11 protein-coding genes are annotated in these 20813 nt (G+C 73.4%); 4 read left to right on the top strand and 7 right to left on the bottom strand.

All coding sequences use genetic code 11. The annotated features are described in order from the left end of the window. Genes JMV16_RS07295 through JMV16_RS07285 form a run of 3 tightly spaced genes read right to left on the bottom strand, consistent with a single transcriptional unit; the run spans nucleotide 1 to nucleotide 5324 of the window. Nucleotides 1–2163 (bottom strand): prolyl oligopeptidase family serine peptidase, encoded by a 2163-nt coding sequence (locus JMV16_RS07295; RefSeq protein ID WP_201493587.1) that lies wholly within the window; start codon nucleotides 2161–2163, stop codon nucleotides 1–3. 41 nt (nucleotides 2164–2204) lie between these two features. Then, nucleotides 2205–3506, bottom strand: coding sequence for a UDP-N-acetylglucosamine 1-carboxyvinyltransferase (locus JMV16_RS07290; protein ID WP_201493585.1), 1302 nt, complete (start codon nucleotides 3504–3506; stop codon nucleotides 2205–2207). 60 nt (nucleotides 3507–3566) lie between these two features. After that, complete coding sequence (locus tag JMV16_RS07285) at nucleotides 3567–5324, bottom strand: acyl-CoA synthetase (RefSeq protein WP_201493583.1); 1758 nt, start codon at nucleotides 5322–5324, stop codon at nucleotides 3567–3569. A gap of 132 nt (nucleotides 5325–5456) precedes the next feature. Here JMV16_RS07285 and JMV16_RS07280 point away from each other — a divergent pair, with 132 nt between their 5' ends. Then, complete coding sequence (locus JMV16_RS07280) at nucleotides 5457–6578, top strand: HD-GYP domain-containing protein (RefSeq protein WP_201493581.1); 1122 nt, start codon at nucleotides 5457–5459, stop codon at nucleotides 6576–6578. On the opposite strand, the gene JMV16_RS07275 is transcribed toward JMV16_RS07280, so the two are convergent. Beyond that, on the bottom strand, nucleotides 6555–7070 hold the full coding sequence (locus JMV16_RS07275) for a GNAT family N-acetyltransferase (protein WP_201493579.1): 516 nt from the start codon (nucleotides 7068–7070) through the stop codon (nucleotides 6555–6557). The two genes, JMV16_RS07280 and JMV16_RS07275, sit on opposite strands and share 24 nt — an antisense overlap. A gap of 259 nt (nucleotides 7071–7329) precedes the next feature. Between JMV16_RS07275 and JMV16_RS07270 the strand changes: the two genes are divergently transcribed. The 3 genes from JMV16_RS07270 to JMV16_RS07260 all read left to right on the top strand — a co-directional run bounded on the left by JMV16_RS07270 (nucleotide 7330) and on the right by JMV16_RS07260 (nucleotide 11662). Next, nucleotides 7330–7812 (top strand): hypothetical protein, encoded by a 483-nt coding sequence (locus JMV16_RS07270; RefSeq protein WP_201493577.1) that lies wholly within the window; start codon nucleotides 7330–7332, stop codon nucleotides 7810–7812. 68 nt (nucleotides 7813–7880) lie between these two features. Further along, on the top strand, nucleotides 7881–9017 hold the full coding sequence (locus JMV16_RS07265; RefSeq protein ID WP_201493575.1) for an exonuclease SbcCD subunit D: 1137 nt from the start codon (nucleotides 7881–7883) through the stop codon (nucleotides 9015–9017). Beyond that, nucleotides 9014–11662 carry an AAA family ATPase gene (locus JMV16_RS07260; protein WP_201493573.1) on the top strand — a complete coding sequence of 883 codons (2649 nt, stop codon included), beginning with the start codon at nucleotides 9014–9016 and terminating at the stop codon, nucleotides 11660–11662. Before JMV16_RS07265 ends, JMV16_RS07260 begins: the two co-directional genes overlap by 4 nt. A 3-nt stretch (nucleotides 11663–11665) precedes the next feature. On the opposite strand, the gene recD is transcribed toward JMV16_RS07260, so the two are convergent. Genes recD through recC form a run of 3 tightly spaced genes read right to left on the bottom strand, consistent with a single transcriptional unit; the run spans nucleotide 11666 to nucleotide 20806 of the window. After that, entirely contained in the window at nucleotides 11666–13633 is a 1968-nt protein-coding gene (gene recD, locus JMV16_RS07255) for an exodeoxyribonuclease V subunit alpha (protein WP_201493571.1), read from the bottom strand. Continuing rightward, the gene (recB, locus tag JMV16_RS07250) at nucleotides 13630–17319 is read right to left on the bottom strand and encodes an exodeoxyribonuclease V subunit beta (protein WP_201493569.1); all 3690 of its coding nucleotides are present in this window, start codon (nucleotides 17317–17319) and stop codon (nucleotides 13630–13632) included. Before recB ends, recD begins: the two co-directional genes overlap by 4 nt. Further along, nucleotides 17312–20806: an exodeoxyribonuclease V subunit gamma gene (gene recC / locus JMV16_RS07245; RefSeq protein ID WP_201493567.1), complete on the bottom strand. Its 3495-nt coding sequence runs from the start codon at nucleotides 20804–20806 to the stop codon at nucleotides 17312–17314. Before recC ends, recB begins: the two co-directional genes overlap by 8 nt. Between the last annotated feature and the right edge of the window lie 7 nt (nucleotides 20807–20813).

Below are 20813 nucleotides of genomic sequence, written 5' to 3'. Positions count from 1 at the left end.
TCAATCCCTGAGCTTGAGCTTGCCCGTCTGCCAGAGCAAGAAAGCCTGGATGTCGGCCTCCTCGGCGTCGCGCTGGCTCACGGTGCTGCCCACGCCGTGGCCGGCCTGCAGGTCCAGCCGCAGCAGGGCCGGGCGGCCGCTGCTGCTGGCGGCCTGCAGCCGCGCCGCCGTCTTGGCGCTGTGCCAGACGTCCACGCGCGGGTCGTTCATGCCATGCACCAGCAGCACGCCGGGATAGGCCGTGCCGTCGCGGATGGCGTGGTAGGTGCTCATCTCGACCAGGGCCGCAAACTCGCCGGCGTTCTTGACGCTGCCGAACTCCGAGATGTTGGTGATGCCGTTGGCGCTTTCTTCGGAGCGCACGGCGTCGAGCACACCCACCGAGTAGACCGCGGCGGCAAACAGCTCGGGCGCGCTGGTGGTGGCACGGCCGACGAAGATGCCGCCGGCGCTGCCGCCCAGGGCCGTCATCGTCGCCGCCGAGCCATAGCCCTGGGCGATGAGCCAGCGTGCCGCCGCCACGCCATCAAGCCAGGTGTTGCGCTTGGTCTGCTTGAAGCCGGCGCGGTGCCAGGCCTCGCCGTGTACGCCGCTGCCACGCGCGTTGACCAGCGCAATCACGCCGCCGCGCTCCATCCACGAGATATTGCCGGGCCAGAAGCCGGCCGTCATCGAGAAGCCGTAGCTGGCATAGCCGATCACCAGCACCGGGTTGCGCCCATCCAGCGGCAGGCCTGCGCGGTGCAGCACCGTCATCGGCACCTTGACGCCGTCGTGGCTGGCGAATTCGACATCGCTCGCCTGCAGCTTCAGCGCCAGCGGCGCCGGCGCCTCGCTGCGCAGCGCCAGCTCGGCCGTGCGCGTGCCCTGCAGGCGCAGGTGGCGGTCGGTGTCCGACCAGGTGGCATAGCGCAGGATGAGGTCATCGTGATCGGCCGCCGGCGCATCGGTGGGCCTGGCTGCCCCAGGCCCGGGCAAGGCCACCAGCTGGCCGGCGCGATCACCCGCGGCATGGCGGCGCGGCTGTATCGTGGTGCCGGTGCGGTGGCCGACCACGAGGCCGCCGCGCGTGAGCTGCATCCATTCGAGCACGCCGCTGGCGGGTTCGGCCGCCACCTCGGCGGCGGTCTTGAGCGTGCCGCGCTTCAGGTCGACCGCGACGACGCGCTTGCGCGGCGCGCCGGCGTGCGTCAGCACGAACAGGCGCTCTGCCTTGAGCGCCACCTCCTGCATCTTGTCGGCCGGCTCGCCGATGGCGCGCCACCGGATGCCGGGCCGGCCCAGCGCGGCCACCGGGGCGACGAAGAGCTTGCCCTCGGGCACTGTGGTGTCGGTGGTGCGCGCCACCACCCAGCGGCTGGAGGGCGCGGTGATCAGTTCGGCCACGTCCAGCCGCTCCAGGCCCAGCGCCGGGGTGACCGTGCGACCGAACACCGGCAGTGGCGCCGCGCCGACCGCCGGGCGCCACAAGAAGACGCGGCTGTCCATGAAGAACTCGGTCTGCGGCTCGCCGGGCGCCAGTTCCTTGAGCTGGTTGAAGAGCAGGCCGCGGCTGTCGGGCAACCAGTGCACGGCCGTGGGCACGCGCGGCAGCGGCGTGGCGACGGCCTTGCCGCTGGCGATGTCCAGCACGCGCAGGTCGGCGTCCTCGGAGCCGCCGGCCGACAGGCCATAGGCCAGGTAGCGCCCGTCCCACGAGGGCTTGAAGTGGTTGATGGCGTGGGGCTGGCCGGTGCGGGCGGTCTCGGCGGCCGGGTCGACCAGCACCCGTTCCGGTCCGCCCAGGCCCTGGCGCATCACCAGCTTGTACTGGTTCTCGCCGGCGCCGCGCTTGAGGTAATAGAGGCGGTCGCCCGGCATGCGCAGCAGATCGCGCAGCACATCGCCGCGGCCGCGCGACAGCTCGGCCATCCGCGCGGCGATCTGCTCACGCCCTTCAATGCGGTCCAGCAGCGCCCGCGTCGCATCGCCCTGGGCCTGCATCCAGGCCTGGGCGCGCGGCGACTTCACATCTTCCATCCAGCGGTAGGGGTCGGGCACGGTCACGCCGTGCAGCACGCTGGGCTGGTTCTCGACCTCGGCCACCGGCGGCGCGGCGCGGGCGGCGCCCAGGTGCAGGGCCAGCAGGGCCGCCGCAGCGGCAACGAAATTCGTCCACTTCATCTTGTCATCTCCCTGGCCTGCGCCATGCGCAGGCTTGTTTCTCAGTCTCCATCCACCCACTCGATCTGCGCTCCCAGGTCGCGGATGTTCTCGGCAAAGTGCGGGTGGGCCCGCCGCACCGGCGTGGCGTTGCGGATCACGCTCTTGCCGGGGATGCTGGCCGCCAGCATCAGCAGCGCAATGGCCACGCGGATGATGTAGGGGCTCTCGACCTCGGCCGGCACCAGCGGCTTGCCGCCGAAGGTGATGATGCGGTGGGGGTCGGCCATGAAGGCATGGCCGCCGAACTTGCCCAGCTCGCTGGTCCAGCCCATCGCGCCCTCGTAGACCTTGTTCCAGTACATCACGCTGCCCTCGGCCTTGACGCCCAGCGCGACGAAGATGGGCAGCAGGTCCACCGGCACATAGGGCCAGGGCGCGGCCTCGATCTTCTGCAGGATGTTCTGCGTGAAGGGCTGCTTCACGCGCAGCGGGCCGTCGACCACCGTGTGCGACCAGCCGCCCTCATGCACCACCTGGACGCCGAACTTGGCGAAGGTGCGGTCGATGAGCGGAAACTGCTCGGGCGCCGAGTTCTTGACCGTGATGCAGCCGCCGGTGATGGCGCCCAGGGCCAGGAAGGTGACGGCCTCGTGGAAGTCCTCCGCGAAGCGGAATTCACCCCCGCCCAGCCGCGCCACGCCGTGTACCGTGAGCCGGCTCGTACCTATGCCCTCGATCTGCGCCCCCAGCTTGGCCATGAAGTGGCAGAACTCCTGCACATGGGGCTCGCTGGCGGCGTTCGTCAGCGTGCTCGTGCCATGGGCCAGGGCGGCGCAGAGCACGAAGTTCTCGGTCGTGGTGACGCTGGCGTAGTCCAGCCAGTGGTGGTTGGCCTTGAGGCCGGCGTCGGCACGCATGATCAGCGCCTCGGGCCGGCGCTCGACGCTGCAGCCAAAGCGCTCCATCACTTCGACGTGCGGATCGATCTCGCGCACGCCCAGGGTGCAGCCCTGCACGTCGTTCTCGATGCGCGCCGCGCCGAAGCGCGCCAGCAGGCCCGGCACCAGCATGATGGACGAGCGCATCTCCTCGGGCAGGTGGTGCTGGGCGGGGTCGAAGCGGGTGTCGCGGTGGTGTACGTCGAGCACGCCGGCTGCGTAGTCCACCGCCACCTCGCTGCCCAGCATGCGGAAGATCTCGAGGATCTTGCGCACGTCGGTGATCTCCGGAATGCCCAGCAGCCGCACCGGCTCGCGCGTGAGCAGGGTGGCGCACAGGATGGGCAGCACCGCGTTCTTGTTGGCCGAGGGCGTGATGCGGCCGGTGAGCGGCGTGCCGCCGTGGACGATGAGGTTGGCCATGGAGCGCCTGTGGAGCTGAAAGCGCCATTGTGGCGCCGCCCCCGGCCAGGGCCGCCCGGCTCAGGTCTTTGCCGCCGCCGCGCGCTGCTCTTCCTGCAGGCGCAGCACGCGGCGCTGCACCTTGCCGGTGGTGGTCATGGGCAGGGCGTCTATGAACTCGATCTCCTTCGGGTATTCATAGGGCGCGAGCCGGCCGCGCACATGCTGCTGCAGCGCCAGCACCAGGGCCTTCTTGTCCACATCGTCACCCGCATGACCGGCAGCCAGCACGACATAGGCCTTGACCACGGCGCCGCGCTCGGCGTCGGGCTTGGGCACCACCACGGCATTGGCCACCGCAGGGTGCTTGACGAGGCAGTTCTCGATCTCGCTGGGGCCGATGCGGTAGCCGGCGGATTTGAAGACATCGTCGCTGCGGCCCTGGTACCAGAGCCAGCCGTCGGCGTCCATCACCGCGGTGTCGCCGGTGCGGCACCAGCTGTCGTCGGGGCTGCCGGTGAACTTGGCGCGCGTGGCGGCCTCGTTGTTCCAGTAGCCGAGGAAGAACACCGGGTCGGGGTGGCCGTGGATGTCGCGCCGGTGCACTGCCACGTCGCCCTGCGTGCCCGGCGGGCAGACGCGGCCTTCGTCGTCGAGCACGGCGACGCGGTGGCCCGGGTAGGCGCGGCCCATGCTGCCGGGCCGCGCCGGCCAGCCGGGGTGGCGGCGGCCTTCGACGTCCTGCCAGGCGCCGCAGTTGCCGACGATGTAGTTGATCTCGGTCTGGCCGAACATCTCGTTGACGGTCAGGCCCAGGGCCTCGCGGCACCAGTTGAAGACGGCATCGCCCACCGCCTCGCCCGCGCTCATCACGGCGCGCAGGCGCAGCCGGTAGCGCTGGCCCGGCGCCGGCACCGCCTTCATCATCGCCTTCAGCGCCGTGGGGAAGAGAAAGCTGTGCGTGACGCGGTGGCGCTGCATCAGCTCGAAGGCGCGCTCGGGCGCGAAGCGGCCCTGGTAGGCCACGATGGGGCGGCCGAAGTACAGCGTGGGCAGCAGTGCGTCCATCAGGCCGCCGGTCCAGGCCCAGTCGGCCGGACTCCAGAAGACCTCGCCGCGGCCGAGGCCGAAGCCGTTCTGGCTGCAGACAAAGCCGCTCAGGTTGCCGATCAAGGCGCGGTGCGGGATCAGCGCGCCCTTGGGCGGGCCGGTGGTGCCGCTGGTGTAGATCAGCACCGCGGCGTCGTCGGCCGCGGTGTCGCAGGACACGGGCGGTGGCAGGCCGGCACCCGCCGCTTGAACATCGACCCAGTCCAGATCGCCCTGCCCGGCCGCGCCGCCCACGGCCACCAGGCACTTCAGGGCCGGGCACTCGCCTCGCACCGCGCGAAGATTGGCGATGGAACTCTCGTCGGCAATGGCCAGCACGGCGGCGCTGTCCTGCAGCCGGTATGCCAGCGCTTCGGGGCCGAAGAGCATGGACAGCGGCATCGCCACCGCGCCCAGCTGGTAGACGGCCATGTGGGCCGCGGCCGTCTCGGGCCGCTGCGGCATCACGATGGCGACGCGGTCGCCGCGCTGCACGCCCAGGCGCCGCAGCGCATGGCCCAGTGCATCGGCCTGGCGCTGCAGCTGGCCGTAGCTGAGGCGGCCGCTGCGGCCGTCTTCATGCTCCCAGGCGATGGCGGTGCGGCGCGCCGTGGCCGGCCGCCGCGCCCAGCGTGCGCAGCAGGCCTGGCCGATGTTGAAGCGCGCCGGCACCTGCCAGCGGAAGCTGCCGTGGAGATGATCATGGGCCAGGGCCGGATCGGTGCGGGAAGGGGTTCGCCGAGCTTTCATCCTGCGAGGTTAAGGCGGCCTCTGCACCCACGCCCCGGGGCGTTTCCCGGGGTCGCGTCAAGTTCGGCCCTGCCCGGGCCGAAAACAAGCCACCGGGTACACGCATCCGCGCCCACGCAGTACGCAAACCCCATGCCCTACGCCGCCCTCTCTGCCGTCAAGCACCTGGTCCACCCCGGCCACGCACTGCCTTTCAATGTGCGCGACGCCGACGGCCTGCTGCTGCTGGCGCGCGGCATCCGCATCGAATCGCAGGGCCAGCTCGAAGAGCTGTTCACGCGCGGCGCCCTGGTCGACATCGCCGAGCTCAAGCGCGCCGAGCCCGACATCGCCAATGCGCGGCGCGACGAGTTGCCGGCGCTGTGGTCGCGCTGCCTGGCCGAGGCGGCGCGCACGCTGGCACGCGCCGACAGCACCGGCTTTGCCAACGCGCTGGACGCCGCCGCGGCGCCGGTGCAGACGCTCATCGCCCGCGACCCCGATCTCGCCATCTTCCAGGTGCTGCGCCAGGTTCACAACGACGATATCGACTACGGCGCCCAGCGCTCGCTGCGCACCGCCATCACCTGCGCCCTGGTGGCGCAGCGCCTGGGCTGGGACGCGGCGCAGACCGAACGCGCCTTCAAGGTCGGGCTGACGATGAACATCTCCATGCTCGAGCTGCAAGGCCAGCTGGCGCGCCAGATCACCGCGCCCACGGCGCAGCAGCTGGGCCTGCTGCGCACCCACCCGATGCGCAGCGTGCGCATGCTCGAGCAGGCCGGCATCAGCGACCCGCTGTGGCTGGAAGGCGTGCTGCGCCACCACGAATGCGAAGACGGCAGCGGCTACCCCAGCGGCTGCAGGGAGCCCGGCGACCTGGCCTCGTTGGCGCGGCGCGCCGACAACTACACCGCGCGCCTGGCCGGCCGCGTGGGCCGCGACGCCCAGGCGGCCGACCGCGCCGGCCGCGAGATGTTCGTGCGCGAGCCCGGCAACGAGATGACGGCGGCGCTGGTCAAGGAGTTCGGCCTCTACCCGCCCGGCTGCTATGTGCGCCTGGCCTCGGGCGAACTGGCCTTGGTGGTGGCGCGCGGCCCCACCATCACCACGCCCATCGTGGCCTGCCTGAGCAACGAACGCGGCATGCCGCTGCCGCGGCCGCTGCGCGTGACCACCGACCCGCGCCGGCGCGCCGTGGCTGCCGTGGTGGGCGAGCGCAGCCTCAATGTGCGCCTGCCGCTGGACCGGCTACTCGCCGCCATCCTGGCCTGAGCCCGCGGCAAAGGCCTGCAGCGCCGGCCCGGCGATGCGGCAGATGCGCCAATCGGGCATCACGGTGGCGCCCATGCGTTCATAAAAGTTGATCGCGTTGCGATTCCAGTCCAGCACGCTCCACTCGAAGCGCCCGCAGCCGCGCGCCACCGCCAGCGCACCCAGGGCCCGAAGCAGGGCCTTGCCGAGGCCGGTGCCGCGGTGGGCCGGCTGCACGTAGAGGTCTTCCAGGTAGAGCCCGGGGCGGCCGAGGAAGGTGCTGAAGTTGTGGAAGAAGAGCGCGAAGGCCACCACCGTGCCGCCCACCTCGCCCACCAGCGCCTCGGCCGCCGGGCGCTCGCCGAAGAGCTGGGGCAGCAGCGACTCCGGCGTCACGACGACCAGGTGCTCGAGCTTTTCGAACACCGCCAGCTCGCGGATCAGGCCGACGATGGCGGGCACGTCGGCGGGGGTGGCGGGGCGCAGGGTGGGGGTGGGCGTGGGGGTGGTCATGGCGGGATTGTGGCGTTCGGCGCAGGGCTGCTTGCCATTTCCGCAAGCTCGAAGTTGGAGCCGCCTGCGTCGAAAGAATGGGCTCGGCGATCCAGGAGGGACATCCGGCTCCCTCACCCTTCACACCCCCGACATGCAACCGGCATAAACAGCTCGAAACATCAAGGTGCCGTCCAGGCGCCACAGTGCGGCCCTTGTGGCGGAACTCATGGTTTACCCGCCACTCGATCAAGGCCCCCAACGATGCAGGAGCTCAGGATTGCTGGTTGATGAATTCGACGACCTGGCCGAACCGGCACGCGCCCAGGCCGCCGCCCTGGCCCAGCCCCCGGTGCCGCGGCCGGCGCCGGTGCCGCGGCTGGTGTCGCGCCTCTATGCCGCGGCCCCGCCGGCCCTGCGCGAGCGTCTGCTGCACTGCCTTCTCGAACCCCTGGGCACGCTGGGCACGATGGGTGTGGCCGCGGGTGCCTTCGGCTGCTACCTGTACCAGAGCGGATCAGAAGGCAGCAAGGCGGCGATGACCGAGGTGGCGCGCTACTCCAACGCCCAGATGGCCGAACTGGCGCGCTTCGTCGCCCAGGTCCAGCCCCAGGCCCTGCACGAGTTCACCCGCCTCATCGGCCAGCAGCCCGTGGGCATGGCCGCCTTCACCGCCTCGGCCGCCCTGCTGCTGGTGCGCCTGCTGCGCCAGCCCGAGGCCGGCACAGCACCCACTCCCACCGCCCGGCCCCGCAGCGACTGAACAAGGCGCGCGGCCACCGCGACAATGCGCAGCCTGCGGCGCCGCCGCAGCCGCATCCAGGTTCGCGCATGCCCACGCTTTTGCATACCGCCGATTGGCAGATCGGCCGCCAGTACGGCGTCTTTGCGCCCGACGACGCCGCCGCCCTGGCCGAGGCCCGTTACACAGCCGTCGAAAGACTGGCCGCCCTGGCCACGGCCGAGAAGGTCGACGCCGTGGTCGTGGCCGGCGATGTCTTCGATGCCCAGACCGTTTCGGCGCGCAGCATCCGCCGCCTCTTCAATGCGCTGGCGGCCTACGCCGGCCCCTGGGTGATGATCCCCGGCAACCACGACGCCGCCCTGGCCGAAAGCGTGTGGAGCCACGCGTTGCGGCTGCAGGCCGTTCCTGACAATGTGTACCTGGCCTTGCAGCCGCGGGTGGTCGAGCTGGCGGCATCGCGCCTGGCCCTGCTGTGTGCGCCGCTCACCCAGCGCCACACCCACGGAGATCTGAGCGACTGGTTCGACGGCGCCGAGACGCCCGACGGCTGGTGGCGCATCGGCGTCGCCCACGGCGCCGTGCAGGGCCTGCTGGCCGACGAAATCGATTCCGCCAACCCCATCGCCCCCGACCGCGCCGTCCGCGCCCGGCTGGACTACCTGGCGCTGGGCGACTGGCATGGCACCAAGTGCATCGACGCGCGCACCTGGTACAGCGGCACGCCCGAGCCCGATAGATTCAAGGGCAACGATCCCGGGCAGGCGCTGCTGGTGAGCCTGGCCGAGCCGGGCACGCCGCCGCGCGTGCGGCCGGTGGCGGTGGCGCAGTTTCGCTGGCAACAGCTGGCCGCACGCCTGGACGTGGCGAGCGACCTCGACGGCCTCATCGCCCGCCTCGAGGCCTTGGGCGCGCCCGATGTGATCGACCTGCAACTCAGCGGCCACATCGACCTCGCCGGCCAGGCCCGCCTGCAGGCCGCGCTGGGTGCGGCCGAGGCGCGGCTGCGCTGCCTGCGCAGCGACCTGGGCGGCCTGCGCCTGGCACCCACCGACGAAGACATCGCCGCCCTCCACGTCGATGGCTGGCTGGGCGAGCTGGTGGCCGAACTGCGCGGTGTCGGCGGCGCGGCCGGCGCCGCCGCCGGCGACGATCCACGCCGCGCCCAGGACGCGCTGGCCCTGCTCACCGGCCTGCTGGTGGCGCGCGGCGCGGGGGCCGCATGAGGCTGCAAAGCCTGCGCGTGGCCGAGCTGCGGCAGTTCCGCGAGCCTTTCGAGCTGGCCGGCATTGCACCCGGCCTCAACATCTACACCGGCGCCAATGAGGCCGGCAAGAGCACGCTGGTGCGCGCCATCCGCGCCGCCTTCTTCGAGCGCCACCGCTCGACCAGCGTCGACGACCTGCGTCCCCATGGCGACAGTGCCGCCGCGCCGCTGGTGGAGCTGGCCTTTGAGCTGGGCGGCGAAAGCTGCCGCCTGAGCAAGAGCTTTCTGCACAAGAAGCGCTGCGAGCTGATGGTGGGCACGCGGCGCCTCGAAGGCGTGGAGGCCGAGGACTGGCTGGCCGAGCAGCTGGGCTTCCAGTTCGCCGGCAAGGGCGCGAGCAGGGCCGAGCACTGGGGCATCCCCGGCCTGCTGTGGATCGAGCAGGGCGCGGGCCAGGCGGTGCGCGACGCGGTGGGCTTTGCCGCCGATCATCTGCGCCGTGCGCTCGACAACTCGCTGGGCGAGGTGGCGGCCAGCGGCGGCGACGAGATCACGGCCCAGGTACAAGGCCTGCGCGAAGAGCTGCTCACCGGCACCGGCAAGCCACGCGGCGCCTACCAGAAGGCCATCGCCGACGAGTTGGCGCTGGCGGCGCAGTTGGCCGCGCTGCAACAGGCCGTGGCCGACTACCGCGGCCAGGTCGACCAATTGCGCCTGCTGCGGCAGGCCCATGCGGCCGACACGCGCGATGCGCCCTGGGCCGCGCTGCGCCAGCAAGAGGCTGGCGCCCGCCAGGCGCTGCAGGCGGCCCAGGCCCTGGCCGGCACGCGTGACCGCGAGCGCGAGCAGCTGCGCCAGACCAGCGGGCTGCGCGAACTGCTGGCCCAGCGCCTGCTGGCGGCCGAGCAGCAACAGCAGCAATTGCTGGCCCGCGGCCAGGCCCTGGCCGAGGCCAGCCACCAGCATGAGCAGGCCCAGGCCGTGGCGGCCCAAAGCGAGCAGGCCGAGGCGGCAGCGGCCACCACGCTGCGCGCCGCGCGCCAGGCGCTGGCGCTGGCGCGGCAGGAAGACAACCGCGCCACGCTGCAGCGCCAGCTGGCCGATGCCCAGGCGCGCGCCGCCGAGCTGGCCGAACTGTTGCAGCGCGCCAGCACCGAGAGCGAGCGCGCCGCCGCGCTGCGCCGCGAGGCCGTCCGCCTGGGCCTGGCCGAGGCCGATCTGAAAGCGCTGCGCCAGCAGCAGCAGCGCCTGACCGCGCTCGAGATCGGCCAGGCCGCCGTCGCCACCCGCCTGGGCTTCGACCTCGCCGAAGGCGCCCGCATTCAGCTGCAGGGCGGCGAGATCAACGGCCGCGGCGAACGCCTGCTGATCGAACCCTGCACCGTGTTCATCGCAGGCGTGGGCACGCTCACCATCGCCCCCGGTGGCCGCGACCTGGCCGAGCTGGCGCAGGAGCAGGCGCGCCTGCGCGGCGAGCACCAGGCCTTGCTGCAGCGCCTGGGCCTGGACTCGGCGGCGGCGGCCGATGCCCGCGAGCGCAGCCACGCAGCCCGCCTGGCCGATGCCGAGGGCGCCGAGAAGGCCGCCCGCGTGCTGGCGCCCCAGGGCCTGGAGACGCTGCGTGCCGCCCTCGACGCGGCGCAGGCACGCCAGGCCGAGGCCGGCAGCGCCCTCGCCCGCCTGCCCGCGCCGCCGGAGCCGACCACGGGCCCCGTGCCGGCCCTGGATGCCGCCCAACGCGCCTTCGAGGCCGCCACCGCCCAGGCCGACGCCGCCCTGCAGGCGCTGCAGAAGGCACGCCAGACCCTGGCCACCCAGGCCAGCCGGCGCGAAGCGGCGCAGCAGGAGCGCGATGCACTGCAGCTGGCGCTGGACAGCCCGCAGTTGCTGGCCGAACTGGCCACCCAGCGCCTGGCCCTGGTCGAGGCCGGCGTGCAGGAAGCGGCGCAGCGCGCCGCGGTCGAGGCCCTCGAGGCCCAGATCGCCGCCGCCCGCCCCGACATCCTGAACCAGGACGTCGCACGCCTGCGCCGCAGCGCCGACGAGGCCGAGCGCCAGCACCAGGCGCGCGACCGCCAGATCGTTCAGCTCGAGGCCGCGCTGGCCGCCGCCGGCGCCCAGGGGCTGGAGGAAGAGCTGGCCCGCTGCCAAGGCGAGCAGGCCCAGGCCGCGCGGCGGCTGGCCGAGCTGCGCCGCCGCGCCGAGGCGCTGGACTATCTGCTGCAGCGCCTGGAACAGCGCCGCCAGGATCTGACGCGGCGGCTGCAGGCGCCGCTGCAAAAGCATCTCGAGCACTACCTGGGCCTGCTGTTGCCGGCGGCACGGCTGGAGGTCGATCAGGACCTGGTGCCCGGCGCCCTCTCGCGCAGCGGGCCGCGCGGCCCGCGCAGCGACCCCTTCGAGGCCCTGAGCTTCGGTGCCCGCGAACAGATGGGCGTGATCAGCCGCCTGGCCTATGCCGACCTGCTGAAGGAGGCCGGCCGGCCCACCCTGGTGATCCTGGACGACGCCCTGGTACACAGCGACGAGGAGCGCCTCTCGCTGATGAAGCGCGCCCTCTTCGACGCCGCCCAGCGCCACCAGGTGCTGCTCTTCACCTGCCACCCGGCGCTATGGCGCGACATGGGCGTGCCGCTGCAGGCGCTGGAAGCGCTGCGCGGCTGACCCTTACTCGCCTTGCGGCCCCTCCAGGCGCTGGCGCAGGCCGCTGATGCGCCGCGTGCGCCGCGCCGCCGCCAGCGCCAGCACGGCCGGATCGGCGCAGACCACGGTGCAGGCCAGGCGGGCGCGCGTGATGCCGGTGTAGACCAGCTCACGCGTGAGCACGGCGCGGTCTTCGCCAGGCAGCACCAGCAGCACATGGCCGAACTCCGAGCCCTGGCTCTTGTGGACCGTCATCGCGAAGGCTGTCTCGACCTCGGCCAGCCGGCCCACCGACACCGAGCGCAGCGCCTCGCCGTCCAGGAACCAGCAGCGCAGCGTGCCGCCGCCCGGCGGCTTGAGCACGAGGCCGACATCGCCGTTGAAGACGCCCAGGGCGGCCTCGTTGCGCGTCACCATCACCGGCCGGCCCTCGTACCACTCGCCGCGCCGCTGCAGCAGGCCTTCGCCCTGCAGCGCGCGCTCGATGGCGGGGTTGAGGCCGGCCACGCCCCAGGGCCCGTCGCGCAGCGCACACAGCACACGGCATCCGTCGTAGGCGCGCAGCAGGTGGCGGGCCCAGTCGTCGAAATCGGCTGCGGCGGCCGGGCGTTGCGCCAGCAGTTCCAGGTAAGCGCGGTAGCCACCGGGCGCGCCGGGCCGGCCGGCCACGGCCAGCGCCGCCACGGCGTCGGCCGTGCGCGGCTGCACCAGGGCCAGTGCGCCCGCGGGCGCGGCCCGCAGCAGCACCAGCGCCGCCGCCGCGTCGCCGCCGTTGAGCGCCTGCGCCAGCGCGCCTATGGGGCCGGCAAAGCGGCGGCTCTCGCGCAGCACCACGGTTTGCTGGGCCAGGGCCGGGCCATCGCCCAGGCTGTCGTCCGGCAGCGTCTGGCCCGTGAGCGCCTGCACCCACTGCGCCGTGTGCGGCCGGTAGGCGCCGGCTTGGCCCGGGCCGCCAGCGCCCTGGCACAAATCGCCCATCACCGCGCCGGCCTCGACCGAGGCGAGCTGGTCCTTGTCGCCCAGCAGCACCAGGCGGGCCGTGGGCGGCAACGCGTCCAGCAGCGCCGCCATCATCTCCAGATGCACCATCGAGGCCTCGTCGACGACCAGCAGGTCCAGGTCCAGCGGTGCGGTGGCGTCGTGGCGGAAGCGCCGCGTGCCGGGCCGGGCGCCCAGCAGCGCGTGCAGGGTGCGCGCCGGGCCCAGGCCATCCGCCCAGTCGTCCAGCGGCAACGCCGTGCCCAGCGCCTGGCGCAGGCCCTGCAGCGCCGCATCGATGGACTGGCGCAGCCTTGCCGCCGCCTTGCCGGTGGGCGCGGCCAGGGCCACGCGCAGGGGCTGCGGCCCCGCGTGCAGCGCCTGCAAAAGAACCAGCAGCCGCGCCGCGGTGTAGGTCTTGCCGGTGCCGGGGCCGCCGGTGATGACGGTCAGGCGCCCGCGCAGGGCCACGGCGCAGGCCACCTGCTGCCAGTCGATGGCGGCGGCCGACGGCTTGAAGAGCTGGCGCATCAGGGCCCGCGCCGCACCCGCATCGACCTGGCCCGGCGCGGCCTCGGCACGCGCGACGATGCGGGCCGCCACGCGCGACTCATGGCGCCAGCCACGGCGCAGGTAGAGCAGGCCGCGCGACAGCACCAGCGGCGTGCGGCCACCCTCGTCCATCGGATCGAACTGCAGCACCGGCCGCCCCTGCCAGGCCTGGCGGCACGCGGCCTCGTCGGTGGGAAAGCCGGCCAGCGCCTCGCGCCAGGCGGCCTGGGCCTCGGGCGGTCCTTCCAGCAGCGCCGCGGCCTGCTCGGCCAGGCCATTCAGCGGCAGGCCGCCGTGGCCGCGGCCTTCCAGGCTGGCCAGCAGCGCCGAGGCCAGCAGCAGGCTGGCGGGGGCTTGCGGGTCCAGCTCGTGGAGGAAGGCGGCGAAGGCCAGGTCCAGGCTGCGCAGCCAGCCGGCCTCGCGCCAGGCGCGCAGGTTCTGCAATTGCTGGGCCGGCGTCATGGCGCGGCCTCCGCGCCCGGCGCGGGCAAGAGTGCATCCAGCGCCTCGACCAGCGCCGGCGGCGGCGCCAGGTGGCAGCAGCCGCCGGCCGGGCCGTGGATGCCGCGCAGGTAGAGATAAACCGCGCCGCCCAGGTGCTGTGCCGGCACATAGGCCGCGCCCAGGCGTGCCTTGAGCAGCCGGTGCAGGGCCAGCAGGTAGAGCGCGGCCTGCACGTCGTAGCGGTGCTCCAGCATCGACGCCTCCAGGGCCGCGGCTGTGTAGTCGGCATCGCCCGCGCCCAGTGCATTGGACTTGTAGTCCAGCACCCACCAGCGCCCGCCGTGCTCGAAGACGAGGTCGGCAAAGCCCATGAAGAGGCCGTGCAGCTCACGCTCAGGCAGGGCCGGGCGCGGGCGGCCGGGCAGCAGGTGGCGGCGGCAGAGGTCGTCCAGCGCCGCGGCGCCAAGGCCGTCGCTGGAAAACCAGAACTCCAGCTCGGGCACCAGGGCCGGCAGTTCGGAAAGCGCCGCGCCCAGCGGTGGCAGCGGGCGGCTGCAGATCTCGCTCAGCCAGCGCCGCACATCGTCGCCCCGGTGACCCCAGCCCTGGCGCTCGCAGCGCCGCAGCAGAGCCTGCTGCAGGGCCGCCGAATCAGCCAGCGCAAAGCCCTCGCCGGCCAGCCATTCGAGCTGGTCGTGCAGGAAGTTGCCGGCCAGGGCGCCGCGTGGAAAGCGGTGCCAGGGCGCGGCGGCCGCGGTCGGCGACGGCGCCGCCTCGGCCGGTTCGTCGTCGAGCACGGTGTGGACCTGCACGGCGCCGGCGGCGGTGACGGCCACGGGCGCTGCACCCAGCTCGCGCACCAGGGCCGAATAGCTGGCGATGGCCCAGTCGCGGTCGAAGGCGGCGCTGTAGGCCGGCGCCGCCAGCAGCGCCAGCGGCGCGGCGCGGGGGCGCAGCCGAGTCAGTGGCGGCACGGCCGCAGCGCCCGGATCCAGGGCCTGCACCTCGATGCCGGCGCAACCGGCGGCCAGGGCCCGCAGGTCAGCGACCAGCGACTCGCGCGGGCGCGCCACCGGGCCGGTGAGCAGGCAGCCGAGGGCGCTGCGGTGCCAGATGTACTCGGCTGCCCTGCCCACGCACAGCGCCGCCGCGCCGACCCAGAGGCCGTGGCGGGCGCGCGTGAGCGCCACGTAGAGCAGGCGCAGGTCTTCGCGCAGCCGTTCGGCCTCGGCCGCGGCCAGGTCTTCGGCGTCGGGCTCCAGCACCAGGCGGCGGCCGCCGGCACCATCGGCCAGCAGCAGCACGTCGCCGCTGCGGCGGCCACGGAAGTGGGCCGCGAAGGGTAAAAAGACCAGCGGGTACTCCAGGCCCTTGGACTTGTGGACGGTGACCACCTGCACCAGGTCGGCATCGCTTTCCAGGCGCAGCACCTGCTCGTCGCCGCCGCCGCGGCCGGCCGAGGCATCGGCGATCTGCTGCCCCAGCCAGCGCATCAACGCCTGCTCGCCCTCGGCCGTGGCGCTGGCCGCCTGCAGCAGCTCGGCCAGGTGCAGCAGGTTGGTGAGGCGCCGCTCGCCGTCGGGCGCGCCCAGGCAGCGCGCTGGCAGGCCGAAGGCATGGAGCGCGCGCCGCAGCATGGCCAGCACGCCCTGGCCCTGCCACACCGTCTGCAGCTGGCGCAGCGTGTCGCAGCGGGCGTCGAAGGCCTCGTCGTCGTCGGCCAGGGCCCGCAACTCATCCAGGCTCAGGCCCATGGTCGCGCTGGCCAGGGCGGCGCGGGCCAGCGCCACCTCGCGCGGCGCGGCCACGGCCTGCAGCAGGCGCAGCAGGTCGGCCGCCTCGGCGCTGGCGTAGACGCTGTCCTTGTCCGACAGATAGACCGAGGCCACGCCGCGCCGCTGCAGCGCCTGGCGCACGGCGGCGGCCTCGCCGCCGGTACGCACCAGCACCGCGATGTCGGCCGGCCGCAGCGGGCGCGGCTGTGCGCCGTCGCCCACAAAGGCGGCGCCGGCGTCGTTGAGGAGGGTCACGATGCGCTCGGCGCACAGCGCGGCGTAAAGCGCCCGGCTGTCGGCCTTGTTGAGGCCCTGGTCGTCGACAAACAGGGTCAGAGCCGGCCACTCGCTGCCGCCGCAGACAAAGCGCTCGGCACGCCCGCGGGCAGCGACAGCCACAAAGGGCAGCGCGGCGCCGTCATCCTCGCCTTCCTGGTCCGCCGCACGCAGCTGGAAGGCCCCGGCACCGCCGCGCGCCTCGGCCGTGCCGAAGACGTGGTTGACAGCCGCCACCAGGGCGGTGGTCGAGCGGTGGTTGGTGCCCAGCACATGGTGGCGCCCGCGCGTGGCGGTGCGCGCCTGCAGATAGCTCTGGATGTCGGCACCGCGGAAGCCGTAGATGGCCTGCTTGGGGTCGCCGATGAGCAGCAGCAGGCGGGCCGGGTCATCGTCGGCGATGCGGTAGAGGCGGTCGAAGATGCTCAGCTGGCGCGGCGAGGTGTCCTGGAACTCGTCCACCAGCGCGGCCGGGTACTGATCGACGATGCGCTGGCGCAGACGCCGTGCGCGCTCGCCGTGGCGGGCCTCGTCCAGCGCCTCGTCCAGCCGCTGCAGCATGTCGGCAAAGCCGAAGGTGCCGGCACTCGCCTTGAGCTGCGCCATGCGCGCCGCCACGCGCGCCGCGGCGTGCAGGCGCAGCGCCGGGCCGGGGGTCGGCAAGGCGTCTAGCGCCGCCATCAGCGCGCCGAAGGCCTCGAAGCAGGCGGGAATGGCGGCCGACTGGCCCGGCTTGAAGGCCTCGGCCACGCCCAGGGCCGTGAGGCGCTGGGCGCCGGCCTTGACGTCGGGCAGATCGATCTCCGGGTCGGCGGCCCAGTCGTGCAGGGCCTGCAGCCAGCGCCCGCCGCGGGACACGCCCAGCTTGTGCTTGTCGATGGGGCAGTCCTTGCGCGCCCATTGCGCCTCCAGCCAGGCACGCATCTCGGTCGTGCGCTCGACCCAGCCTTGCCTGAGCGTGGCCAGCGTGGCCAAACGATCGCTGTCGATGCGAGCAATGCACTCGGCCAGGCTGCCCTGCCCGGCCCGCGGCGGCAGCGGCAGCTCGACCAGGGCGCCGGCATCTTCGGCCAGTTTCTCGACGCCGGACCACACATCGAGCACGCGCGCCAGCGCCTCGCCGTCCAGCGGGTAGACCTGCTGGCGCCAGTAGTCGTGTACCGCCTCGGCCCGCAGCGCGGCGGGGTCGGCCTGCAGCTCTTCGTCGAAGAGACAGCCGCTGTCGAAGGCGTGTTCGCGCAGCATGCGCTGGCACCAGGCGTCGATGGTGTGGACCGCAGCCTCGTCCATGGCCTCGGCGGCCATGGCCAGGCGGTGGGCGGCGTGGCTGCGTGCGTCGCCTGCGGGCACATCCGCCAGCAGCCGGGCCATGAAGTCGTCGCCGGCAGCGGCCTCCCCGCGGAAGCAGGCCGCGGCCTCGACCAGGCGCTGGCGGATGCGGTCGGCCAGCTCGCGCGTGGCGGCGCGCGTGAAGGTCATCACCAGGATCTCGCCCGGCAGCAGCGCCCGCGCCGGCCCGGCAACGCCACCATGGCCCAGCACCAGGCGCAGGTAAAGGGCGGCGATGGTCCAGGTCTTGCCGGTGCCGGCGCTGGCCTCGATGAGGCGACTGCCGCGCAGGGGCAGGTTCAGCGGGTCCAGCCGGTCAGCCATGGTCGGGCTCGTCATTGGCCTGCAGCGGCTCGACGCCTGCCGCGGCGGCCAGCCAGGCTATGCAGGGCTCGTAAAGCCGCCGCGTCGCCTCTTCGAAGCCGGGTTGGGCGGCCAGCGTCGCGAAGTCGGGGTAAAGCCGCGCCAGGCAGGGCTCGCGGCCCTCGCCGGGCATGGCGCTGAAGGCGGCACCGTCGTAGGCTTCGGCGGCCTTGGCCGGATCCTTGGTCAGCCAGGCCAGGCCGGTGCGCGCCGCGGTGGGCCACGGCGCAGAGCCCAGCAAGCCGTCGCGGCAGGCGCGCATCAGGGCCAGCAGGGTGTCGCGGGCCTCGTCAGGCTGCAGCGGCGCCAGGCGCGCCACGGCGTCGCTGCCGATGACGATGCCGCCCACCGGCCCGCCGCAGGCCGCTGCGGCCAGGCCGCGCAGCCAGGGCGCGAACAGCTTGTCGGCGCGCGGCAGCCGCTTCTTGTCGGCAATGCCGCCGGCCTGCAGCGCCAGCCACACCGCGTGGCCGGCGCCGTCCTGGCGCAGCTCGAGCAGCCAGTCGTCCAGCACCAGGCCGGCGTCCTGCGGGTCGGCCAGGCGCAGCGGGCGCTTGTCGCCGGGCTCGGGCCACGCCGCGCGCTCGGCCTGCCAGCACGCCAGCATGGGCTCGAGGGTCTGCATCAGCGCCACCTCGATCAGCCGGCCCGGCCCGGCCAGCGGCAGGCGGCCGGCACGCCGCAGCCGCGCCACCTGGGCGGCGACGATGGCCGTGGCATCGACGCCGGTCACGGCCAGGGGCGCTCGCGATTCACGCAGCACCTCGTCCAGCAGCTGCCAACGCTGCAGGCCGCGGCTGTCGAAATCCTCGTCGTCGGCGGTGGGTGCGTCGATCTCGTCGAAAGCCACCTGCAGGCGGTGGCGGAACCAGGCCTGGACCGGATTGCGCAGAAAGCCGGCCAGCATGGCGAGGTTGAGGCGCAAGGCGGTGTCGACACGCGCGCTCGCTGCGGGTACGACAGGCGCCCCGCCCTCGACGTGCGCGCCGCGCCACTCGCCGGCATAGGTGAACAGGCCGCCGGGCTCGAAATAGCGCCGGCTGAAGGGCTGCAGCGGGTGCTCGGTGCTGCGCTGCCTCACCACGTCCTTGCCCCAGCCGGCCACCAGGTAGTCACGCAGCTGATCCACCAGCACCGAAGGCGGCTGGGCCTGGTTGTCGCGCTGGCTGCGGCCGGCCCAGCTGACATAGAGCACGCGGCGCGCCGAGAGCAGGGCATCGAGCATGAGCTGGCGGTCGTCGTCGCGGCGCGAGCGGTCGCCGGGCCGCGCCTGGCCGGGCAGGGCCAGCAGGTCGAAATCGCTGCGCGCGCCACGGCGCGGGTAGTCGCCCTCGTTCATGCCCAGCAGGCAGACGACCTCGAAGGGAATCGCTCGCAGCGGCAGCAGGGTGCAGAAGGTGACGCCGCCGGCGCGGAAGCGCCGCGCCACGCCGGGCTCGTCGACGCCGTCCAGCCAGGCCTCGCGCACCACCGCGATGTCCACCGCGTCGGCAAAGCCGGCGCGCTCGCAGGCCTGCAGCCAGTCGGACAGGGCCTGGTCCAGCGCAGACAACAGCGCGCGCTCGGCATCGTCGCCGGCCGCGAACACGGCCGCCAGCAGCGCGCGCAGGCGCTCGCCCCAGGCCGCGGGGCTGCGCGCTTGCGATGCGTCGCGCCACCAGGCCTCGACCACGCCCAGCAGCTCGTGCAGCACGCCCACCAGGCCGGCGTCCAGGCCGCCGACCTCGGCGCTGGGCTCGATGGCGGCGAGCTCGCCGTCTTCGTCCAGGGTCGCCATCGCCGCCAGCGCGCCCGTGGCATAGCCCAGCAGCAGGCGGCGCAGGCCGAAGGCCCAGGTATTGGCCTCGCCGCAGGCCGCGAGGCCCAGGCTGCCGCGCTGCTCGGCGTGCAGGCCCCAGCGGATGCCGGCATCACTGATCCAGGCCACCAGCGTGGGCAGGTCTCGGGCGGCCAGGCCGAAGCGCCGCGCCAGCGCCGGCACGTCGAGCAGGTCGCGCAGCTCGCCGTGGCCGAAGCGCTGCTGCGGCGCGCGCAACAGCCATTCCAGCGCCACCAACAGCGGCGCGTGGCCGCGCTCCTTCTGGTCGGCAATGCCCCAGGGGATGTGGCGCGCCGCGCCGCGCGCATGCTGGCCGAAGACCGAGCGTATGGCGGGCGCGAAGAGGTCGATGTCGGGCACCATCACGACGATGTCGCGGGGCGCCAGCGGGCGGCCGCCGGGTGGGTGGGCCAACAGCTGCAGCAGCTGGTCGTGCAGGATTTCGACCTCGCGCTGGGCGCCGTGGGCGAGGTGGAAGACGATGGAGCGGTCGTCGGCGGCCGGCGTCGCTGGCGGATGTTCGGCCAGCGGCACGAGATCGCGGATGCGCGCCTGCACCTGCTGCAGCAGGGTGCCGCCCTCGCCCAGGCCCGCCACCTCATCGAAGAGATCGATGCGCGGAATGTCGAAGCGCTGGCGTGCCTGCTGTGCATCGTCGAAGGCGTCGAGCTGGCGCACGAAGTCGCGCCCCTGGCGGCCCCAGGCGGCCAGCAGCGGATGGCCGTGGGCGTGCATCTCCTGCAGCGGCACATTGAACAGATCACGCTCGCCGCGCAGCGCGTGGCGGGGCCGGGTGGCGCGCAAGAGCTCGCGGCCGTCGATGATGTCGGCCCAGTGGTAGCGGCAGGGGTTGGGCACGGCCATCAGCACCTGGCAGTGGCGGGCCAGCGCGGCCACGGCCTCCAGCGTCTGCTGCGGCACATGGGTGCTGCCGAAGACCACCACGCGGCGCGGCAGGCCGGCAGGCCTTTCATCGGCCTGCAGCGCCTGCAGAAAGCGCTGGTGCAGCAGCGCCCGAGCGGCGGCGCCGTCGTCTGGCGCCAGGCTGGCCAGCACGGCGCGCCACAGCGCGGGCTGCCAGCGCTGGTCAGGCGGCACAGTGGGCGCGCCTTCGCCGTCGAGGGAGGTCGGGCCGCGCAGCCGGTCCAGCCCGGCGGCCCAGTCCTGCAGCCAGTCGGCGCGGTAGACCTGGTACTGGTCATAGAGATCGGCCAGGCGGCGGGCCAGCTGCAGGCGGCGCGCGGGGTCTCCATCGCCGAGGAACGAGGCAACGGGCTCGAAGCCCGGCTGGCCCACCAGGACGGGCAGCAGTTGCATCAGACGCCAGGTGAGCGGCGTCTTGTCCAGCGCCGACTGCGGCGGCACCGCGTTGCGGCCCAGCACCGCGCGGTAGCAGCGCCAGATGAAGCGCGCCGGCAGTTCGACGCGGGTGGCGGCGCAGATGCCGTGGGCCGTGGCCAGCGACATCTTCAGCCACTCGGCCATGCCATTGCTCTGGACCAGAAAGCTCTCGGCCTCCAGCGGCGCCAGCGGGTGGCGGGCCAGCCATGCAAAAACCGCCTCGGCCAGGTGCTCGAGGCGGTTGCCGTGCAGGATCAGCAGGCCGGGCTGGATTGCTTCTTGGTGCATCGCGGGG

The organism is Rubrivivax sp. A210 (assembly GCF_904426505.1).
Classification (GTDB): Bacteria; Pseudomonadota; Gammaproteobacteria; order Burkholderiales; family Burkholderiaceae_C; genus Rubrivivax.
The sequence above is the reverse complement of the archived record's forward strand: the minus strand, read 5'-3'. Positions and strand labels throughout refer to the sequence as shown.